24 protein-coding genes, 1 tRNA gene and 1 pseudogene are annotated in these 20,171 nt (G+C 56.5%); 13 read left to right on the top strand and 13 right to left on the bottom strand.

The features are described from left to right. Nucleotides 1–105 precede the first annotated feature (105 nt). Entirely contained in the window at nucleotides 106–801 is a 696-nt protein-coding gene (locus JCM25354_RS10305) for a tetratricopeptide repeat protein (RefSeq protein ID WP_243444023.1), read from the bottom strand. A 617-nt stretch (nucleotides 802–1,418) separates the two neighbouring features. Here JCM25354_RS10305 and JCM25354_RS10295 point away from each other — a divergent pair. Continuing rightward, nucleotides 1,419–3,791 (top strand): TonB-dependent siderophore receptor, encoded by a 2,373-nt coding sequence (locus JCM25354_RS10295; RefSeq protein WP_025885959.1) that lies wholly within the window; start codon nucleotides 1,419–1,421, stop codon nucleotides 3,789–3,791. 46 nt (nucleotides 3,792–3,837) lie between these two features. Here JCM25354_RS10295 and JCM25354_RS22590 read toward each other — a convergent pair whose 3' ends face one another. From JCM25354_RS22590 to JCM25354_RS10280, 3 genes and pseudogenes are all read right to left on the bottom strand, one after another. Then, nucleotides 3,838–4,152, bottom strand: a complete 315-nt coding sequence (locus JCM25354_RS22590; RefSeq protein ID WP_243444028.1) for a hypothetical protein — start codon at nucleotides 4,150–4,152, stop codon at nucleotides 3,838–3,840. Between the two features lie 126 nt (nucleotides 4,153–4,278). After that, a pseudogene (locus JCM25354_RS18175) lies at nucleotides 4,279–6,524 on the bottom strand (valine--tRNA ligase); the annotation flags it as partial. Between the two features lie 314 nt (nucleotides 6,525–6,838). Continuing rightward, on the bottom strand, nucleotides 6,839–8,308 hold the full coding sequence (locus JCM25354_RS10280; RefSeq protein WP_025885957.1) for a TolC family outer membrane protein: 1,470 nt from the start codon (nucleotides 8,306–8,308) through the stop codon (nucleotides 6,839–6,841). 191 nt (nucleotides 8,309–8,499) lie between these two features. On the opposite strand from JCM25354_RS10280, the gene JCM25354_RS10275 reads away from it, so the two are divergent. After that, nucleotides 8,500–8,573 (top strand) — tRNA-Cys (locus JCM25354_RS10275). 55 nt (nucleotides 8,574–8,628) lie between these two features. Here JCM25354_RS10275 and JCM25354_RS10270 read toward each other — a convergent pair. From JCM25354_RS10270 to JCM25354_RS10235, 8 genes are all read right to left on the bottom strand, one after another. After that, on the bottom strand, nucleotides 8,629–9,663 hold the full coding sequence (locus JCM25354_RS10270) for a tyrosine-type recombinase/integrase (protein ID WP_025885956.1): 1,035 nt from the start codon (nucleotides 9,661–9,663) through the stop codon (nucleotides 8,629–8,631). After that, on the bottom strand, nucleotides 9,660–9,911 hold the full coding sequence (locus tag JCM25354_RS10265) for a helix-turn-helix transcriptional regulator (protein ID WP_025885955.1): 252 nt from the start codon (nucleotides 9,909–9,911) through the stop codon (nucleotides 9,660–9,662). The genes JCM25354_RS10270 and JCM25354_RS10265 overlap by 4 nt, the downstream gene beginning before the upstream one ends. A 91-nt stretch (nucleotides 9,912–10,002) precedes the next feature. Beyond that, nucleotides 10,003–10,407, bottom strand: coding sequence for a hypothetical protein (locus JCM25354_RS10260; protein ID WP_025885954.1), 405 nt, complete (start codon nucleotides 10,405–10,407; stop codon nucleotides 10,003–10,005). A 228-nt stretch (nucleotides 10,408–10,635) separates the two neighbouring features. Continuing rightward, nucleotides 10,636–11,226, bottom strand: a complete 591-nt coding sequence (locus JCM25354_RS10255; protein ID WP_025885953.1) for a hypothetical protein — start codon at nucleotides 11,224–11,226, stop codon at nucleotides 10,636–10,638. A 78-nt stretch (nucleotides 11,227–11,304) separates the two neighbouring features. Continuing rightward, a complete protein-coding gene (locus JCM25354_RS10250; protein ID WP_025885952.1) occupies nucleotides 11,305–11,568 on the bottom strand; it encodes a hypothetical protein in 264 nt (87 codons plus the stop codon). After that, nucleotides 11,565–11,876: a glycoside hydrolase family 43 protein gene (locus JCM25354_RS10245; RefSeq protein ID WP_148301479.1), complete on the bottom strand. Its 312-nt coding sequence runs from the start codon at nucleotides 11,874–11,876 to the stop codon at nucleotides 11,565–11,567. Before JCM25354_RS10245 ends, JCM25354_RS10250 begins: the two co-directional genes overlap by 4 nt. 83 nt (nucleotides 11,877–11,959) lie before the next feature. Then, on the bottom strand, nucleotides 11,960–12,883 hold the full coding sequence (locus tag JCM25354_RS10240) for a hypothetical protein (RefSeq protein WP_148301478.1): 924 nt from the start codon (nucleotides 12,881–12,883) through the stop codon (nucleotides 11,960–11,962). 69 nt (nucleotides 12,884–12,952) lie between these two features. Further along, entirely contained in the window at nucleotides 12,953–13,702 is a 750-nt protein-coding gene (locus tag JCM25354_RS10235; protein ID WP_025885949.1) for a S24 family peptidase, read from the bottom strand. Between the two features lie 84 nt (nucleotides 13,703–13,786). Here JCM25354_RS10235 and JCM25354_RS23445 point away from each other — a divergent pair, with 84 nt between their 5' ends. The 9 genes from JCM25354_RS23445 (at nucleotide 13,787) to JCM25354_RS10185 (ending at nucleotide 18,703) form a co-directional block, all read left to right on the top strand. Continuing rightward, the gene (locus tag JCM25354_RS23445; protein WP_369345764.1) at nucleotides 13,787–14,059 is read left to right on the top strand and encodes a carph-isopro domain-containing protein; all 273 of its coding nucleotides are present in this window, start codon (nucleotides 13,787–13,789) and stop codon (nucleotides 14,057–14,059) included. Nucleotides 14,060–14,198: 139 nt separating this feature from the next. Then, nucleotides 14,199–14,648, top strand: a complete 450-nt coding sequence (locus tag JCM25354_RS18170; protein WP_035447450.1) for a hypothetical protein — start codon at nucleotides 14,199–14,201, stop codon at nucleotides 14,646–14,648. A 3-nt stretch (nucleotides 14,649–14,651) separates the two neighbouring features. Beyond that, nucleotides 14,652–15,242: a hypothetical protein gene (locus JCM25354_RS10225; RefSeq protein WP_025885947.1), complete on the top strand. Its 591-nt coding sequence runs from the start codon at nucleotides 14,652–14,654 to the stop codon at nucleotides 15,240–15,242. After that, a complete protein-coding gene (locus tag JCM25354_RS10220) occupies nucleotides 15,242–15,430 on the top strand; it encodes a hypothetical protein (protein ID WP_025885946.1) in 189 nt (62 codons plus the stop codon). The genes JCM25354_RS10225 and JCM25354_RS10220 overlap by 1 nt, the downstream gene beginning before the upstream one ends. Further along, on the top strand, nucleotides 15,423–15,935 hold the full coding sequence (locus tag JCM25354_RS10215) for a DnaB-like helicase N-terminal domain-containing protein (RefSeq protein ID WP_025885945.1): 513 nt from the start codon (nucleotides 15,423–15,425) through the stop codon (nucleotides 15,933–15,935). The genes JCM25354_RS10220 and JCM25354_RS10215 overlap by 8 nt, the downstream gene beginning before the upstream one ends. Further along, on the top strand, nucleotides 15,869–16,960 hold the full coding sequence (locus tag JCM25354_RS10210) for a replicative DNA helicase (RefSeq protein ID WP_148301477.1): 1,092 nt from the start codon (nucleotides 15,869–15,871) through the stop codon (nucleotides 16,958–16,960). Before JCM25354_RS10215 ends, JCM25354_RS10210 begins: the two co-directional genes overlap by 67 nt. Nucleotides 16,961–17,027: 67 nt before the next feature. Beyond that, nucleotides 17,028–17,252: a hypothetical protein gene (locus JCM25354_RS20715; protein WP_243444022.1), complete on the top strand. Its 225-nt coding sequence runs from the start codon at nucleotides 17,028–17,030 to the stop codon at nucleotides 17,250–17,252. Between the two features lie 144 nt (nucleotides 17,253–17,396). Then, complete coding sequence (locus JCM25354_RS10190; RefSeq protein WP_148301476.1) at nucleotides 17,397–18,242, top strand: hypothetical protein; 846 nt, start codon at nucleotides 17,397–17,399, stop codon at nucleotides 18,240–18,242. Next, on the top strand, nucleotides 18,239–18,703 hold the full coding sequence (locus JCM25354_RS10185; protein WP_025885941.1) for a DUF6362 family protein: 465 nt from the start codon (nucleotides 18,239–18,241) through the stop codon (nucleotides 18,701–18,703). Before JCM25354_RS10190 ends, JCM25354_RS10185 begins: the two co-directional genes overlap by 4 nt. Nucleotides 18,704–18,749: 46 nt before the next feature. On the opposite strand, the gene JCM25354_RS22585 is transcribed toward JCM25354_RS10185, so the two are convergent. After that, nucleotides 18,750–19,046: a hypothetical protein gene (locus tag JCM25354_RS22585; protein WP_243444021.1), complete on the bottom strand. Its 297-nt coding sequence runs from the start codon at nucleotides 19,044–19,046 to the stop codon at nucleotides 18,750–18,752. A 416-nt stretch (nucleotides 19,047–19,462) separates the two neighbouring features. Between JCM25354_RS22585 and JCM25354_RS10175 the strand changes: the two genes are divergently transcribed. Together JCM25354_RS10175 and JCM25354_RS18160 are read left to right on the top strand one after the other, a co-directional pair. Further along, nucleotides 19,463–19,798 (top strand): HNH endonuclease signature motif containing protein, encoded by a 336-nt coding sequence (locus JCM25354_RS10175; RefSeq protein WP_025885940.1) that lies wholly within the window; start codon nucleotides 19,463–19,465, stop codon nucleotides 19,796–19,798. 116 nt (nucleotides 19,799–19,914) lie between these two features. Continuing rightward, on the top strand, nucleotides 19,915–20,171 hold a 257-nt coding region (locus JCM25354_RS18160; RefSeq protein ID WP_035447443.1), incomplete at its 3' end, for a hypothetical protein.

Below are 20,171 nucleotides of genomic sequence, written 5' to 3'. Positions count from 1 at the left end.
TTACGTGTTTTCCACTTCGTTCCGGCCGGATCCGGAATGTTTCACAACGCTTTCATCTGGTTTTTCTGCAAAACCAGGCAAGAAACGCTGTTTTCTGCGCTGTGCTCACGTCTGGCTGGATAGGCCCAGATCCCTGAGGCGCGCAGCTACCCGGTCGAGTATTGTGACTGCCCGACCAGTTTGGTGCGTAGCGAGCTGACGTTGCATGGCAAGCAGAATATCGGAGGTCGCATCGATGACCGCCTTGTCCCACCAGTCATAGGCCTCCTCTTCCCGACCCATGGCACAAAGAGCAGTCGCGTAGTTATGCTGCCCTCGATAATCTCCTCCCTCAGCCGAGCGACGATACCAGTCCAGAGCAAGTTTGGGGTTTCGGGGCGTATGCCATCCCTCCTCGATGAATCGAGCCAGGAGATTCATTGACTTCGCGTGTCCACGCTCTGCCCCACTACGAAAAAGAGCAAGAGCACGAGGCAGGTCAACCTTCATACCGATGCCGCGCATGGTCATGATTGCAAGATTGTAGTTACCCCACAAATCACCAAGTGCCGCGGCTCTAGCATAGGCTCTGGCAGCAGCATCAAGATCGACAGCTCCTCCCCAGCCAAAATGGCAGCAACGCCCCACCATATTATGGGCCGGAGCATAGCCGGCAGCAGCAGCAATCTCATACCATCGTCGTGCACGTTCCGGATCAGGAGGAAGATAAATGCTTTTCAGCAGAATATCACCCCATAGCACCTGGTCTGCCACATGACCCTGCATGGCACGAATATGAATAGCGTTGATCTTATCGGGCAATTCAGGAACAGGGCGCCTAATCTTGCGCCGTTCTTGCGCTGAGAACGATAACAACTTCAAAATTTGCGCAATCATCAACCCAGTCTGTCAAATGAGATGGCATTTCCTGATCAGTTTCTCAGGGTGCAATAATGATAATAACTCGCAATACCACCCATTCCAATCCTGAATGCAAACAAGGTCCCATCCTGCCCCGTTCGCATCGCACGTGTTGCCAAAAGGTAACTGCTCCCCAAATGAGAACAGAAGAAACAGCCAGCCGCTGGCAGGAATTTCAGTTTCTACAAGCTACCGATTGTTCCGATATGTCGATTATCTGTTTCTGTTTCTGTTTCTGCTCATCTCACTTCGTACAATTTCTTTACCTCGGAATTTCCAGAACAGAACGACCACCTTGCAGCCATAGCTTATTGCAAGAAAGCAGGTGCGAGAAAGCTCCGTCCTACGACGCAGGTTAGTTCCATCAAATTGGCAATTGTAACGAAAAGTTTTCCAATTGCATCGGAAGCTTGTCTTTATATTTCCTAACGAAACGATTATTCGCTTGTTAAGAGTGATTATCATTATCTCTATACAACGGATAAAATGTTTTGAGCTACAGGATCAATCGGTGTCGCGTGCTGACACTCGGAACATGTCTGGCCTTCCTGCCATCCTCCTTTGCTTTGGCGGCAACAGAAAATCCGGCCTCGGCGGATGGAGCGTCTTCGCTCTCATCTTATCCGAAAAAAAACCGACATAGACATGGTCATGGAAAAACTGCCCATCATGACAGCTCTCACACAAAGGGTGAGGAAGTCGGCCGGAATGATACTGCCCGACCAGTCGAACACATTGATGTACGCTCGCGACTCTGGGAAAAAGGCAGTTACACGATCTCGGAAACCAGTACCTCGACCGGCCTGCCCCTGAGCCTGCGCGAAACGCCACAGACAGTCACTGTGATTTCGCGTCAGCTTATGGACGACCAGCAGATCAACACCCTTGATGACGTGCTGGGTACGGCTCCGGGTATCTCATCCTATTCGAACGACAACGCAGGCCGTACGACTTATCGCGCACGCGGCTTCGACATCACCAACTACAAGATCGATGGCATGCAGATCGACGCCTCTGCAAGTTTCGGCGGTGTCGGCTCCTCGATGAATATGGATCTGTACGAAAACGCCCAGATCGTACGCGGTGCCAATGGATTGCTCGGCGGTACAGGAGACCCTTCAGCCACGATCTATCTCCAGAGAAAAGCGCCGACAAAGACGTTTTCTGCAAGCGGACTGCTGCGATTGGGCAACTGGAACGAGCGCCGCGTGATGGCTGATATCAACGCGCCAATCACCCGGTCCGGCTCGATCCGAAGCCGCTATGTCTTTTCCTGGGATGACACCGACACGTTCCGTGTCCGGGAACACGTCAACCGCATTGGCGCCTTGGCCAATTACACGATGGATCTCTCGACACGAGATACGCTCAATTATGGTTTCCAGTATGAGCGCACACGTAATGATGGTGCGTCCTGGGGCGCCAACGTACCCATCTGGTTCGCTGATGGTTCACCTGCCAACCTGCCGCGCAGTACCAATCCGGTTGCAAACTGGAGCACCGCTCTGCGTGACCAGTACACTGCCTTCGCCAATTACGATCACAGTCTTGGCGGAGAGTGGCATCTCAAAGTCGGCTATATGCGAACCGAGGGCGGCTCCTACAGCAATCTTGGCATTGCGAAGGTCAATAACGCGGCCAGAAATGTCGGTGGCTATGCCGGATTCTTCAATCAGGATGGCACTGGTGGCTATCTGAATGCCCTCCACTCTGAATATCACGATTCACGCGATAATGCCGATGTGCATATCGGAGGGCCGTTTCGGGCCTTCGGCCATACGCATCAGCTTGTATTCGGGTTCAACGGCTACAACGACACCCTGACGACATATAGTTTCAGCAAGGCACTGGGCAATTGTTCGATTGCCGGTGTGGCTCCCTTCAATGGCTGCCAGTACCGCGCAACAGGTCTGCCCATTGCAAACTGGCGCACCTGGAATGGCGATTACCCCAATTACCAGACCCACCGTACACGGGCACGTCAGGTCGACGTGACACGCAATTATGGCGCTTACGCTTCAGGCCGATTTGTACTCGCAAAGGGGCTGTCACTCATCCTGGGCGGGCGCGTTAGTACCTATGAAGCCTATAGCGGCACTTATACGACGGCAAATGTCTATTCCGGCCAGAGTGGCACGGGACGTCAGAACGCCGTCCTTACGCCTTATGCTGGTGCCGTTTACGACTTCACAAAAAATCTTTCCCTGTATGGCAGCTATACGAATGTCTACACGCCGCAATCCCAGCTGCGCGACATCGATAATCAGCCCCTCGCCCCGGTTACCGGGCGAAGCTACGAAACGGGCATCAAAGGGGCCTTCTATGGTGGCCGTCTGAATACCACCCTCGCTTTCTACCTGAATCAGCAGAACAATGTGGCACAGGCAACAGGGGCAACCAACTTCCAGACCGGTGAGTCAGTTTATGAATCTGTCAATGGCGTAAAAACAAAGGGCATCGATTTCGATGCCTCGGGCGAAATCCTTCCCGGATGGAACATACTGTTTGGCTATAGCTATCTGGATGAAAAAGGTCTGAGCTATCGTCAGGATCCCCGTCATCTTGTGCGCCTGACTACCAGCTATACATTTCATGGACGCCTGAAAAACCTGACGATTGGCGGCGGCGTATCAAGTCAGACGACAACGCTATGGGCCACAAATCCCGGACGCCCACTGGGTAAAGGCAAGTATGACGCTTCGCTTCTCAGCATGAATGGCTACACACTGGTCAATCTGATGGCTCGCTATCGCCTGATGAAATGGCTCGACCTGACAGGCAACATCACCAACCTTACAGACAAGAGCTTTGTACGTCAGGCCGGATTTTATGATGGTATGATCTACGGTCAGCCCCGGACATTCAGCTTTACGCTACGCGGGCATTATTGATCGGCTCGGAGCGGTCCTGACGGGCCGCTCCGGAACCTCGAGAAACTCAGGATCCCGAAAGACGGTTCAGAGCCGCCGCAAGGCGGGTCCGATCATGGGTGAAGCTGTTCAGACGCTCCCGGTTCTCCTCAACCACTTCCGGTTTGGCGCGTGCCACAAAATCGGCATTGCCGAGCTTGCGTTCGACCTTTTCGATCTCCTTACCGAGGCGATCGATTTCCTTTTCCAGACGCTGGATTTCGGCTCCGATATCAATGAGTCCTTCCAGCGGCAGAACAAGCGTTGCCTCGTCAATAATTGTCAGAGCAGCTGCCTTGGGGGGCTCGCCTGCCAGTGCTGAAACCGAAGCCACCCGCGCCATACGACCGATGACCGCTGCCCAACGCTCCGCCCGTTCCATTGTCTGTCGGGAAGCATCGCGCAGCAGCACAGGCACCATCTGGGCCGGCGGGATATTCATTTCAGAACGGATTGTACGGATTTCGCCAATAAGGCGAATGACCCAGTCCATTTCTTCTGAAGCCTGTGCAGCCTCTTTGGGCTGAGACAGGACCGGCCAGGAAGACTGCGCAACACTCCCACCATAGCCGAAAGACTGCCAAAGCTCTTCAGTCACAAAAGGAATGACCGGATGCATGATCTGTAAAATCGTACCCAGAACATGCGCGGTCACCGCACGGATTTCGGCCTGTTCAGGCGTGTTCTCTGCGGCAAACGCAGGTTTGGCGAGCTCAAGGAACCAGTCGCAGAAGACGTTCCAGACAAAGCGGTAACAGGCTCCGGCAAATTCATCGAAGCGATAAGAATCCAGAGCAGCCTTGGCAGAGGCCACTGCCTTGGACGTCTCGTCGAGAATCCAGCGGCCCAGAACGCTCTTCACTTCTGCCGGATTGAAGTTTTCTACCGGTCTGACGCTGTTCATCTCGGCAAAACGTGCCGCATTCCAGATCTTGGTGATGAAGGTGCGATAATCCTCGACACGTTTGCGTCCGAACTTGATATCGCGACCGGGGCCCGTCAGCGCACAAATGGCCATACGCGTGGCATCAGCCCCGAACTCTGCTACCAGATCGAGCGGATCCAGACCATTACCCTTGCTTTTGGACATTTTCTGGCCGCGCTCATCGCGCACTAGGCCATGAATCAACACCGTGCGAAACGGCACGTCATCCATGAAATGCAGCCCCATCATCATCATCCGGGCAACCCAGAAGAAAATGATATCAAAGCCGGTTACCAGCGTACTGGTCGGATAGTACCGCGCCAGCTCAGCCGTCCTGTCTGGCCAGCCAAGCGTGGTGAAGGGCCAGAGCGCAGAACTGAACCAGGTGTCCAGCACGTCTTCATCGCGCGTGAGACTTACTTCTGCGCCAAACTGCGCACGAGCCTGTTTAAAAGCCTCTTCTTCACTGCGTGCAACAAAAATACTATCTTCAGGGCCGTACCATGCGGGAATACGATGCCCCCACCAGAGCTGACGGCTGATGCACCAGGGCTGGATATCGCGCATCCAGGCAAAATAGGTGTTCTCCCATTGCTGCGGCTCGAAGCGTATGCGGCCGTCTTCGACGGCTTGATGGCAGGCTGAGCCAATGTTGCGGCGTCGCAATACCATTGCTCGGTCAGGCGAGGCTCGACGATCGCCCCTCCACGCTCTGCATACGGAACCTGCAGCGTATGGGGCTCGATCTTCTCGATATGCTCAAGGCGTTCGAGCTCTTCAACGATGCGTTTGCGGGCTTCGAGACGATCTATTCCTTCAAGGGAGCGCACGAACGCGATGGAGGAAAGACCATCAATATCGCGCAGCTCGCTCGCAATCTCATCCAGCCAGATCGCGGCCGCTTCATCGAGAATATTTGGCATCGGCAGGTCGTGACGCTTGCCGACCTCAAAATCGTTGAAATCATGGCCCGGAGTGATCTTGACCGCACCGCTGCCTTTTTCAGGGTCCGAATAGGTATCAGCCACGATAGGGATGCGACGGCCGGTCAGGGGCAAAGTAACGTATTGGCCAATCAGTGCCGTGTAACGTTCGTCTTCAGGATGCACGGCGACAGCAGTATCACCCAGCATGGTTTCGGGTCTTGTTGTACCGACAACGATAGTGCCGCCCCCTTCCACCGGGTAACGCAGATACCACATCGATCCCTTGGTCTCTTTGTTTTCGACTTCCAGATCGGAAATCGCCGAGCGGAAAGCGGGATCCCAGTTCACCAGACGCTTGGCGCGATAGATCAGCCCCTGCTGATACAGGGTGACAAACACGTCGCGCACGGCGCGCGACAGTCCGTCATCCATGGTAAAACGCTCACGCCCCCAGTCAGCCGATGCGCCAAGGGTGCGAAGCTGCCTGATAATCTGACCGCCGGATTGTTCTTTCCACTCCCAGACGCGCTCGACGAATTTCTCGCGCCCCATTTCCTTGCGGCTGATGCCTTCCTTGTCGAGAACGCGCTCAACCACCATCTGGGTGGCAATGCCGGCATGATCGGTTCCGGGCTGCCAGAGCACATTGGCTCCCTCGAGACGCTTCCAGCGAATCAGGATATCCTGAAGAACAAAATCAAGCGCATGGCCGAAATGCAGGGTACCTGTGACATTCGGCGGTGGAAACATGATCGAATAGGCATCGCCCGATGCTTCGGGATGTGCCTCGAACAGACCCGATTTTTCCCACTGGGTATAGAGGCGGGCTTCACATGCCGCCGGGTCAAAGGTCTTTTCGAGCATCGTCTTCCTGTCACCTGTCTGGTCCTGCATGGCTGGAGAGCTCGGCAGGCATCGCTGTTGAGGCATAGTTTCTTGAGTCACCAGCGGCCTTCCACGAAACAAGAAAGATCGTCAGAACCACTCGAAAAGAGAAACCACGCTCTGTTTTCAGATACAAAGCGTATGACCAGATGAACCGGAAGTTTCAAGACAGAACGGCAGATCAGTCGAGAGTGATTCAGATCAGCGGCATCACTCTCTCCAGCACCCTTGCCCACTATAGTCCCGGAAATATTGCCAGGTATTCCAGATCCTTATCTTCAAGACATAACTGATCAGCGGCCAGGCTGACCAACCGCGTAATCATTAATGCCCCAGAGCCGGTCCTTGACGGCATTGTAATACGCTTTTTCGTCATAGATCGGGACGTTTAGTTTGAGATCCGCTGCGGTGAGACGACCCATCGCAGCCGCCACAGCATAGGATGACTGCACAAGACCACTCAGATTCTGCACAAGAGCTGTCTGGGCCGTGAGCAGTGTCTGCTGCTGCTGAAGCACTTCGAGGGTGGAACTCGTGCCGACAATCGCCTGACGTTCAACACCATCAAGTGCCACGACGTTGGCTGCAATGGCCGCCCGGTTGCTTGAGATCGAATCGGAATAGGAACGGAGTTGCTGCCAGTTCGCTGAGGCCGTCTGAGCGGCACTCCGACGCGCCACATCCACGGCCCGTCGTGCCGCCAGATACTGCTGGCGTGCCTGACGCACAGCCGCATATTCCGAACCGCCCTGATAAATCGGCACATCGAAACTGATCATGCCATATTTGTTGTCAGTAACCATGCGGCCATAGCCCTGATTCTTCACATAGGAATACCCGAGCTCGGCCGAGATCTTGGGCATGATCAGCGCCATCTGAACCGAAAAATTGTCCTTCTGGGCCGCCTCAGTGAAAAGCGCATTGATAATGGTCGGGTTGTTGCGCGTCGCCTCCGCTACGGCATCCCGCTCAGCCTTGACCGGAAGCGCAAGAGGCTGCGGTGCCACAAGATTAGGCGCGGGAGGCTCGCCCACAACCTGGAGATAGGTTGCCTGCGCCGCCCTTAACGTGCCCTCTGCCAGCTGTCGCGATGCTTTTGCCGTCGAAAGTGCCGCCTGAGCCTGGGCCACGTCGGTTCGGGTTATTTCGCCCTGCTGGAAACGATCCTGTGTAGCCTTCAGCTGTTCTTCAAGAACATGCTCGTTATTGATGTTGATCTGCAGAAGCTGTTCACTCCTCACGACGCCAAGATAAGCAGAAACAACGTCGGTGAACACCTCCTGCTCGGTCTCTATCAGCTGCGCCCGCTCGGCCATAACCGTATTGACGGCCTGATGGGTCTGCGCCGTCGTCTTGCCGCCAGTGTAGAGATTTTCGGTAATCGTCACCCCGCCCTGATACCCGGGCGTTGCATATTTGCGATTATAGGCAGGTGAACCGAAAGAAGAACCAGGCTCCGGCCCCTGCGCCCCGTATGAATTCAAGCCTTGGTAATATGTCAGACCCGCCTGGCCAGCAATTTTGGGACGCCAGCCAGCCAGCGCCGATGGTACCTGCTCATCCGCAGCCCGAAGCTTGGCACGCTCCTGCTGGAGCGTCGGATTCGTCAGATAAGCCGTTGCAAGGGCTTCCTGAAGTGTGTGGGGAACGAATTCAGGTGATCCTTTACCATCATAGGTCTGGGCCAGCGCAGTCGTGCTCTTGAGAAGAACGACCAGGCCAAGGCCCAGAGAAGTATAGACACCGGATTGATCCCGTTTCATGAATGCCCTTTCGAGTGAGGACGACGCCACAACGACATTATAACAGTTATCAGCTCTTCGGTATCAGGCGTCTCGCCTTATTCCTATGGCATATTTGGAATAAGATAAAATTTCTTCTTATTTCTCACTTTGGTGCGCCATACCCCCTTGACCCGGACGCCTTGTGGAGAGATACAGCGCACACACCAGCTGGTCCGGTGGCAGAATGGTGATGTAGCGGACTGCAAATCCGCGAATGTGGGTTCGATTCCCGCCCGGACCTCCAATTTCCCCAAAAAATCGCAGAAAACCGCCATTTCCTAGAAGTTTTACAAAACTTCCTAGCGGCGTTTTACAATTTCCATGCGTTTCATGGCTTCTTCGGCCAGTTTTTTCTGATCGACTGCGCGGGTATATCGTTCCACCTCAGACAGGGTTTTGTGCCCTGTAATCGCTGCGATCTGATGTGGCGTGCAGCCCGCTTCTGCAAGTCTGCGGGCGGCGGCTTTTCGCAGACCGTGACCCGAAAGTTCTCCTGAGACAGCCGCAGCATCGGCCCAGGCCCGGAACTGATTACCCAATCCGTTAGATGAAGCCTGTCGGCCCGCCTGATTCCGAAGGTATGTGCCGCCCTCAGCCGGTTCGAGTGCAAGTATATCAGCCAGATCAGGGTGAATCGGAATCAATAGCCGTGCGCCGGTTTTTTGCTGGATGACATCGATAAAGCCTTCACGGACGTCACCCGGCCCCATCTTTACCGCATCCGATCTCCGCTGGCCGGTGTAAAGCATCAGAGCGAAAGCGAGCCGCTGTCGTGAACCGACCGGCCAGAAAGCCTCGTACTGCCTGATCTCATCTTCGGACCAGGTGCGGGAGCCCTCCCCTTTTTCCTTCACGCGACGAATACCCGCTGTCGGATCGACCGATATCTGCTCGTTTTCGAGTGCATGACGAAAAAGGATACCCAGCAGAGACAGCCATCGATTGAACATCGCAGGCCTGTTTGCCAGCGGGCGCAATATCGCTCGAATATGCTTACCCTCGAAGTCGGTAAGCTGAGCATCTGCAAAACGCTCTGCCAGCATTCGCCTGATAATATTGTTATATGTCTTTTGAGTTGCAGGCCGCAGCGCCAGAAAGGCGGCAGACCGACGCCATTCATCGGCGAGACGCATAAACGTACCCGCCGATCTTATGCGTGGCGGTTCTTTCTCGATCTCAGCTTGTCCTAGCGCCGCCTGATAGGCTGCGAGAAACGAAGGATCGTGCTGCGGCGGCAATGGCTGCCTCGGCAGGCTTGGGTGCCGGAAATACAGTCTGATTTTGCCGTCTCGCCCCTTGTGACGCTGTATATGAGGCAACCTGATCACGGTCACGATATCAGGTAATCCAACGGTGCTTCTTCCTGCGCTACCTTGAACGCGTCAGATCCGGCCTCACTCTCGCGAGTTCGCGCATCAACCCAGCGATCCAGAGCAAGCCGATCCCATCCCTTTCGTCCCGGCGACATACGCAAAGGGGGTACCTCCCGGCCTATACTGTTCAAGAAGGTTCCCTCAGAGAGGCCGACATATCTGCAAGCTTCGTGCAGCTTGAGGACACGCGGCGTAATAAGGTCGCTCATTATAATGCTCTCCCCCCATGTCTCTGTGTCTCGTGAGGACGGGCAGATTCCTCCCCCGGCCTGACGAAGCGCAGGCGCGTCATCTGGTTATTCAGGCTGATATCGATGAGCGGATGAGCCGAGCGGATCTTTTCGACCTGGCTCTGCTCCAGAAGCACCACACGGTGCGGATGCCTTGCTGTGCGTAGGCTTCGATATCGCCCGATCGCCAGAGGCAGCGCCATTGCCCTGACGTGCAGGCGAACTCGGCGAGCTGGCAATATCTCGGCTCTTTTGCAATCCAGAACTCGACCAGCTCGGCCGGAATGGGTTCGACAAATTTGCGCCAGGCTTTCGGGCGAGAGGGCAGAAGCTCGAGAAGGCGCGGGTCGAGCGGATCGGAGGCATGCCGGCCCCGGCATCGCCAAGACGCGGCTTGTTCTGCCTCGGCATGGGTTGCAAAGCGCTCTACCGCGCGGCGCTTGTCGTCACGTAATACAAGAGGCAGCGAGTTCATCCCTGCCTCCCGATCATATCCCGAAGGCGCCGTGTGTTGTCGCTTTTGTCAGTATAGTGATCGGTTAAAGCACGAATAATGTTGCTCTTCTCGAAGCATCTACCCTCAATACTTCTCCCATCGTGCATTTCAGGACTCGAGCATTGTCTAAAGAGCCGTTGAAGCCGCTAAGACCGGTTTCGCCACCCGCCACAGACCGTGAACCCGAATGGAAGCGCGGGCCCGGGCCTAATGAGCCCCGCCCCCCGGCACCACCACCGAAATCACCACCATCAGAACAAGACTCGTAAGGACGAGCCCTGCTGGAAGGGCGATAAACCAGCGCCTTCCGGCCGTCAGTGCTTCGTAAGTGCTTCGAAGCACGCGGTCGTTTGAGGCTATGCTGGCCTGCCCTGCAAAGGCGAAATGCTGGAGTATCTCCAACTCGCTTGGATGCTCCGGCACTTCGGTCGTAAGCCATCCTATATCGCCGTAGTTGTAGAACCATTGCTTCACGCGGAAGACTGACGAGAGGTAGAGCGCAGAGAACGCGGCGGGGATAAGCGCGCTCGCCAGCAAAATTATTGTCTGGCCGCGCGTCAGACCTCCCGGGCTTGACGCAAACAAGCGCGCACCCCCAGTGCTCAGCACTGCAATCACGATACCACTCAGCCAGCCCAGCCATGATGTGGCGCGTGCCTCGTAGGCGGTCATGGCTGCATTCTGGGCATCGAGCCGCTTTATTATGGCTTCCTTCGCCTCTTTGGCCGCCCACAGAGGAAAGGCCGCATCCACAGCCCCATAATCCGGCTCTGATAGCGGTGCGCTGGCGTCGGACATGGCTTGATGCTCCTGCTTTGGCCACCGTGAGAGAGGTTTGTCCCTTACCTACGATAGGAATGTTGAGCGTATGGGTCATCACGACATACCGATCATGTGATGCAGCCGTTCGCGAGCGTGACGCTGCATGATTTCCAGCACGATGCGCGCGGCGTGTTGCCAACCTGGCTCACGGCCAGCGATCTCGTGGGCGGCGCGCGCTGTCATATCCGCAAGCAGATCGAGACGTTGCGACGCGGTGAGGTCGAAGCGGTCGCAGACGGCCCGGAATTCGAGGCTCGCCACCTGACAGGCCTCGAGACCCACATCGGCCGGGAAATGCTCTGACGGGGTCGCGCTCATGCCCGAGCGCTCCCCACACGCCCGTGGCGAGCGAGGATGGTCAGAACGGGATTGGTCGGCGGCGCTTCGGGAATGACGCTGCGCCCTCGGGCAGCGCGTTCCATGTGATCGGCCTCGCGGCGCTTATTAGCGGCGGCGTTCCGCCACAAGCGCACGGCGTCGCTGCGCGAGGCAAAACCAGCCTGCTCGGCAAGGGCGTCCATATAGGAAGCCATGACCCGTTTGGCTTTGATGGCATCGCGCCCGGTGAGCGGTGGTGTGGTTGGTCTGTCAGGGAGAAAAACGGTCTGAACCGGCGATGCCAACATCGGCTTGCGCTCCATCGTGGGTGAACGATGGTATCTTTGTGCGTTTATCGCGCACAAAGTTCAAGCGTTTTTTACGCACAAGGCTACGTATCAAAATCCAATGGAATCTGGCGGGCGCCTGGAATATGCTCAAGCACCCTTTCCACCGTATAGTCAGTCCTCAATCCAGCTTCCGTTCGTCGCTGAATAAGACGCACGTCGCAGACAAGAACATCGCCTTTCGAAAAAGATTCTTCGCTAGCATTGACGCGTCTAATAAAATCTTCATCGGCTATGGTCGCACTAATAGTGTTAGCACCATCATGCAGTCGCCATTTGTTGTCTTCTTTGAAGGCTAGGGAGAGTATCGAAAAGGCACCTCTACGCCGATCGTCAACTAATATCTGGTCAGGCAGCTCAGGCTTTGAGAACCAGATGGCCTCAGAGCGATCAATTGAAACTATGGGTTCTCCACTCTCGCGGACTTCGAACCGTTCGATACCGTCCTGTTTAAGCGGCTCTTCAATAATTTTTTGGAGAGCATCCCTTACTGGAACGCTCTGGAGGACGCGAAGAGTATCAAGAGGAATATCGTATTGCTCGGTACCGAACTGAAGACGAACCATGTCATTGCCGAGATCTCTAATACTATCCGGATTCTTTCCTCTGAGCCATTTTAGGAGCATGATGACCCCAACACAGCCTCCGAGCACCGCGTCCTTTACGCTGAAACCCAATATACCGAGTAGATTAGACGCTGCGCTTGCTTCCGGCCCGGAAAACAATCCAACAACCTGCTCGTAGAAGCTCTGTACGACCTCGAATGAAACTTGGAAGCTACCAGCTTCCAGCGCCTTCACTCGGATCTTGGTCTGCGCAGCGTCTTTATTTAGCACTGAATTTGTCGCGTCGATGAGCTGACCGAAGCCCATTAACGCGGGCGCAAGGGCACGAACATCCATCGAATGGTCGCGTAATGCCGGTCCATCATAGGCTATTGTGAAAGACGCTTTGCTCATATCGATCACTTAGCAAGTCCTAGCATTTTGCGACATTAAATCTCGGGCCGATCATTGCCGTTCTTTCCATATTGGCAGTCACTTCCAGAGCCACTTTCCTACTACCCGACCATTGATATGAATATCAGTGAGATTGACCTCGTCACTGGGATAGCTTGGATTTACACTTATGATGCGTACCCGCTCTGGTTTCGAGTTGGGAACAAGCTGAAGTTGCTTTATCACCACGCCGTGTCCATTCCACAAAACATATACCCCATCATGGCTCAGTTGACGATGTCGGGTGTCAACCAAGACGCGTTCGCTTGGAAGAAAATCAGGCTCCATCGAATTGCCAATAACTCGTACCACCGCCAAGCCTGAAGTGTCGGGCAGGTAATTTTCCAAAAAACTCTTGGGCATTGCCCAACACGCCACTGAAATATGGCCTTCTCCGCCGCCAGCTACCTCATCTATCAACGCCCCAGCACCAGCCTGCGGAGAAACGTCGTATTCATTAACGATCACGGTTCCATGTTCAGTGCGAGCGAAAGATTTAGCTCGTTTGGCTCTCTCAATCCCGTCGCTTAAGCCCATTTCTCCAGGAAAGACACCTGCTAGCTCCCATACTTCTCGCAATTCAATGGGAGGCTCTCCTCTATCAACCAAAAGGGGAATAGTTTTTTCGACAAAGTCGATGGGCAGGAATGGTTTTTTGTAAGTATCCTCATAAGTCCGATACGAGGACTGTTTCTCCCCATATCCCATTGCATCTGCGAAAGCGCGGACAGTCCATCCTGCGCGCTGGCGAAGGGCTTTCAATTTAAGGCGGGGCAACTGCTCTATCATTGGGATATCGTGCGACAAAAACGCACAGCAGTCAGTGCGGAAATTACGCTTGATAAATGTGCGTTCTTAACGCACATTCTATATATGACAATCGCCACGGATATAATTGCTCGACTAGGTGGCACGCGCGCCGCGGCCAAATTGCTCGATAAACCGCCCTCAACCGTCCAGTCATGGAAAGGTTCAGGGTTCATTCCTGCTCGCTATCAAAGTGAAATCCTCCGCAGAGCCCAGCGTGCTGGAATTGCTATGAGAGCCTCTGATCTGGTGGGATTAGACCAACCCCAACCCGATGGTGAGCATCCGACGTCGTTCGATAATGCGCCTAGCTCTCTTTCACAAAAGAATGCAGCATGAAAACTCATCATGCTCTGCACGCTATCGCGCGCATATTGCGCCGTCATCCGAAGGGTGTCCGGCCTGTCGTAGAGAGCGCTTGCGCACTGACGCGAATCAAAAATGAAGCCCCCATTATTTCCATAAGCAAGGCTCTGCCATGACCACGCACGCCATCAAGACGGCCACGCAGGCGGTCATCCGTGCCGTGGGCGGTGTCGATGCGGCGGCGAGTTTCGTCCGCGTCGGGCGGTCGCAGCTTTCGGACTACCAGAACCGCCATTCGCAATCGGTCGTGCCGGTCGATGTTGCCATCGAGATGGATCGCTGCGCGCAGGAACCGATCATTCTGGCCGCAATGGCGGCAATTGAAGGTTTCGCCCTGCTGCCCATCGAGTTTGGAGAAGGATGCGCGGCAACGGCCATGGGAGATGTCGCGGCCTCGGCCAGTGGAACCATGACGGCCGCCCTGCGGGCTTTGGCTGATGGCAAGATAGACCGCTCCGAGGCACAAGACTTGTCGCTGCGTCTGTCACACCTGATTCGGCATTCGACTGACGCCCTTCAGAAAATGCAGGCCCTCGCGTTCTGCGCCGATGAGGAGGGCTGACGCATGAGCCATTCTCTCGCATCGCCTGGTGGTTCGTGCACTGCGAAATCACGCCCTCTCTCCGTCCCGAAAACCGATCAGGCCAGAGCGGATCGTATTCTGTGCAACGTGCAAAAAGAGCGCGGCGGCGTGCAGGCGATTGCTGCCTGTATCGATCGGGCTCCTGGCAGCGTACAACGCTGGGTGCACGTGCCAGCTATCCATGTCGGGCCGCTGCTGAAAGCGCATGATTGCGGCTGGCTCACCCGACGTATGGTGACGATTGCGCTAGGCGTTTCCAATGCGGACAAGCGCAAGGCGGGCAATCTGCTCGCCATCATCCGCGCAACGCCGGGCGGCATGGCCGTGCTGGCGCAAGCAGCGGGACGCTCTCTGGATGCCACGCGAAAATGGAAGACGGTGCCCGATGCTTTTGTGCCGCTGGTGCTGCGTGAGTTCAGCGACTGGCCGGGTCAGCGCAGGCTTGAGCGCGTTACCCGCACGAAACCCGCCTGCGCCAGCGTCTGGCACCGCAATTGCCTGAAATGCGGTGAGAAATTCAGTGTGAATTCCCCTTATGTCAGGCGGTGCGAGCTGCACCGCAAGGAGTGCTGATGGCCCGCCCTGCTCTCGATCGGGTGCGGCTTGCACCCGCCATAAGGCTCTATCACCGCAAGGGCGTTCCGGCGCGAGGCATCGCCCTGCGACTGGGCATTTCGGAGCGCAGCACGCGCGGCATCCTCAAGGACCTCGGCCTTACGGCCCAACGCGGCCCCGCGCTGAAGGAGGTACGTCATGGGTGATGCTCATATTATTGCTCACGGATTGGGCGGCGCGTCATTCAGCGAGCCGGAGAACGTGCAGGCCGAATGTGCGCTGCTGGGCGCCATCCTGACCAATGGTCGGCGCGTCATGCCCATGGTGGAGGAATATCTCCGGCCCGAGCATTTCTACGATCCGCTCAATGGCGTGATTTATGAAGCCGCGTTGCATATGCATGGGCGCGGCATCGAGCCGAACCCCTTGCTCATTCGTGATCGGATTGGCGGTCATGATGTGCTGATGGGCCGCGTGCCGGCGGAGTATATCGCGCAGATCATGCTGGCGATGGTCGGCATCGCCAATGCTGGCGAATACGGGCGCGCCATATTCGATGCCTGGACGCGCCGCCAGCTGCGCAGCATGTGCCTCGATGTCTCGCGGCTGTGCCTCAACCCCATCGGCAGAGCGGTGAGGATCTGGTGGAGCAGCTCGAAAGCGGGCTGCTCGACATTGCGCAGAATATGCGTGAGAGCCTACCCAACGTGACCATCGCCGAGGCTATCGCGCAGGCCATTGCCTGCGGACGCGACGCGTTGGCGCGTGGCTCGGCTCTGGCCGGGCTTTCATGGGGCTATCCCGCGCTCGACCGCATGACGGGCGGGCTTCTGGCCGAGGGGCTTTATCTGCTGGGCGCGCGCCCCGCGATGGGCAAAACGGCGCTGGGCCTCGGCATTGCCATGCGTGTGGCAGCAAGAGGCGAGCGCGTGTTGTTCTGGTCGGGTGAAATGGCGGCGCGTCAGCTGGGTGCGCGTGCGGGGGCAGCCTGGGCTGGACTTTCAACGCTCTCGGTGTTCTCCGGGCGTCGCTATGACATTCCCGAAGATGTCGAGACCGGCATGCGGGTCAATCTGGCCCCATGGCAATGGGACGATCTGGCAGAGGGCGAGCGGCAGGCCGAGGGCGTGCCGCTTGAGCTCGATACGCGCTCCGGCCTGACGGTGGCCGGGTTGCGCTCACGCGCGCGGCGCATGAAGCGCAGCAAGGCCGGTCTGGGTCTGATCGTGCTGGATTATGTGGGGCTGATGCAGGGCAGCGAGGCCGCAAGACGACGCGGGCGCTACGAGGAAATGAGTGAGATCAGCGCCGGACTGAAAACCCTGGCCAAAGAGCTGGGCGTGCCGATCATCGCGCTGGCCCAGCTCAATCGTGACGTAGAAAAGCGCGAGGACAAGCGGCCCATCGAGGCCGATCTGCGCGATAGCGGCGGGCTGGAGCAGGATGCCGATATGGTCGCGTTTCTGTATCGCGATCATTACTATCTGGCCAAAGAGGCCAGCGGTGACGGGCTACAGAAACGCGAGCGCGAAACAGACGAGCAATTTGCCAATCGCTGTTCCGATCTTCAGTTCCGCATGCGCGAAGCCGTGGGCAAGGCGCAGGTGCTGATCCGCAAGAACCGTCATGGCGGGACAGGATCGGTCCGGTTGCGCTTCGACCACGACAGCACATGGTTTCGCGATGAGAGCGAAGACCCCCGCAGCCCGGCCTGGGTGCGCGAGGTGCACTCATGAAGCGCCCTGCCCCTTTGCGCCGGCGCTTCGGGGTGCATGCGCGCGCGCTCATGACCGATGCCCGCTGGTGCCTCCTGCCCCTCGCCTCACGGGCGTTGTGGCTGCAACTGACCGATCTGGCCGACGCCATGCCAGAGCTGCGCGCGCGTCACGCGGGCATGCTGTGACGGCGTCGAACCTCGCCCAATATCTCGCTGCCGAGCCGCTCGACGTGACCCATGCGCTCGCGGCGCTGGTGCAGCGCGACATTCTCGAGCCCGTCGATGACGGATATCGTCTGAAAGCCTTCTGATGATGACCTATAGCAAAGCCGATCAGGCACTCATTGCCCGGATCACGATCATGGCGACCTCGAATCTGCGCCTCTTGGCCATGCCGGCCGAGGCCCTGCTCATGTGGCAGCGCATGATGATGCTCATTGTGCAGTACGGGACAGGTGGCGTGCTTTCTTACGGGGGCATCGGGCGTCGGGTTTTCGACGCTTGCCGCCATCGGGTTACGCACGAGCGAAACCCAGCTGGCAACCTGGCTCGAAACCTGGGCGCAAAACCTGAGCATAACCTGGGACCGGCAGGCGCAAACGATCGGCTTTCCACCTGAATTGCAGGGCATTGCGACCGGATCGCGCAGGGCGGCGGCTTCTCGTGAAAACGGCAAAAAGGGCGGAAGACCGCCAAAAAACCCGACATTCACCCCGCAAAACGATCCGCGCCAGCGCAGCGCCATGATGCCCATTGCAGGAGGCAAAACCATGACAGACGAAAACCCAGCGCATTCTCGGGTTTCTCGCGCGCGTGAGAAGCTTAGCTTGGCTTCTTCCAATAGCTTTGAAGAGAAAGCCAGGCTTGAGGCGCCCGTGAGTGACGCACAGATCGATACGGCTTATCGGCGCATAGGTCCGAAGGCTTTCGAGGCAGCCGGGTTCGATCCGGCACGCAGCATGGTCAATCATGGCGTGGTGCGACAGTGGAGCGCCGACGCCCTGCGCGCCGGCTTCACGGCTGACGAGACTGAGCGGCTGATCCTCGGTGTGGTGACCAGCGTGACCGAGCGTCAGGCCGGCAAAGGCGGCGCAATAGGGCATCTGGGGTATTTCAGCAAAGCCGTTGCAGAGGCCATTGCCCGGCGCGATCTGCCCGAGGCCCCGTTGAACGAAGCCGAGATAGAGGCCGACCGGGCTTTCCGCCGCGATCTGGAACGCTGGAAGGAAACCGGGCTTGCCGCCGGTGAGCCCGTGCCGAACCGTGCCGCCTATCTGGCCCGTGCGAGAGCCGCAGCATGAGCCGGCTCCCTCTCACTTTCGATCCTGAACGCAGCCTGCCCGAACAGGTGGGCGAATGGCTGGACGAAGCCGCCCTCACCCTCGCCTGCCTCCCCGCCACCGGCCTGCGCCCAGCCGGTGCCCGCAGCACCTGGCCCGCCTATCTGTGCGATCTGGAGGATCTTGGATGGGAACGTGAAAGCGATGAATTCCTGCCCCGCCCCACAGCAGAACAGATCGACCGGTTAGACGTGGTGCTCGGCTGGATACCGCTGATCGAGGATCGCCAGCAAAAGACCGTCGTGCATATGCGCATGATCCGGCATCCGATCTCGGGTGAGAACAGATGGAAATGGGAACAGATCGGGAAACGGCTTGGTGTATCCAACCATACAGCGAAAGCGCGCTTTGATGGTGCCTGTGCGTTAATCGCCCGAAGACTACCTCTCCCAAGGGGTGGACTTGAAAAGTGGCGCGGATGAGTAGGAACTACCCCGATTTCATATCGAGAATTTCTGACAAACACTCTCAGAGACTTGCTTTCTCTTTTTCGGCATTTACACTCATTCTCTGATATATTCCCATAGTTAGCACGACTGCAGTAGCTACCAAAATCAGAACTGCCGGATATAGAATACTGCTAGGTGCCTTATCCGAGGCCTCAAATACGCCAACCAACCCTTCAACAAACAATGCAATGGAAATAGAACTCACAAATTTCATCAGGCTAACTCGAGCTTCATTTAAGGTCTGATTACCGGAAACCTTTGAAAACTCCTCTTCAATAAAATATTTAGCCACATCGAAAACCGCAAGTGCTATCACTATAAAACTAATAGCTCTAAGTATTTTCGTTTTCGCGTCGGCGAACGAAACCAGGAAGGAGCTAACAAGCTCGAAGCATGAAAAGACAATCATTAGGACCGCTAACGCTATTAGGAACAGTCCAGAAAAACCGTAAAAGCATCTGGATATTATGTGGTGATTAAATTTCATTTTATTCTCCATTATTTATAAATATTATATAATATAACTTATGTGTTGTGTTGTATTATTTCTCGTTAGAAATTTTATATCAGCGCGGTATATCCGTGATGATATCACATACAGGGCGTACAATAAGAAATAACTCTTCTCATTTTTCTCTTCCATGCGTTCCATTTTTGCAGTATTTCGAGTGTCATCGTCGCGGGACGTTTACCCACACGGGCAGGCGTCTTTTTTTATGCCTGATTTCCGGAGTGACGATCCATGCAGTCCGCAAACTGCAATGCATCCCGCCTGCGGTTCGCAGCGTCAGAACCGGGATTGCGGCGGCGCTGCCAAAGCAGACAAAGGCCATCTACCTCTCCCCTGAATGGCGCGGCCTCATCTCCCGCCTTCTCGCCCAGCGTGGTCGACGCTGCGAGGTCTGTGGCCGTACCGGCTGCCGTATCTTCGGCGATCATATCCATGAACTCAAAGACGGCGGTGCGCCGCTCGATCCGGGCAATATCCGGCTGCTCTGCGGCTCCTGCCATAGCGGCAAGACGGCCCGCGTCCGGGCCATCCGCACCCGCGAAACCCTGACCCGCTGACCCCGAGGGGGCAGGCCGAAAGTCCGGCCGGACCCTACCCCCGTAACCGCACAGGGCTCAGCGGCAGATTTTCCGGTCTATCAAGGAAATCAAGTTATCAAGGAAAGGGACCAGTAATGGCTCACGGTGGCGCACGTCCTGGCGCCGGACGCAAAAAGGGCAGCCGGAACAGGAAGCAGGTGGACTGGAACGGTCCGCTCGTGGTCGATCCGTCCGCGCTTGCGCCTGGCCTCGATGCCCTGAGCGGCATGAGCCCGCAGGAACTGGCAACCTGTTCGCCGCTCGCGTTCCTCACGCATATCTACCGCAATCGCGGCCTGGCCGCCGCCATACGCGCCGATGCCGCCAAGGCGCCCTGCCCTACGCCCATGCC

Source organism: Asaia prunellae JCM 25354 (assembly GCF_000613885.1).
GTDB classification, from domain to species: Bacteria; Pseudomonadota; Alphaproteobacteria; order Acetobacterales; family Acetobacteraceae; genus Asaia; species Asaia prunellae.
Note: the sequence above shows the minus strand (reverse complement) of the source record. Positions and strands in the feature narration are given on the sequence as shown.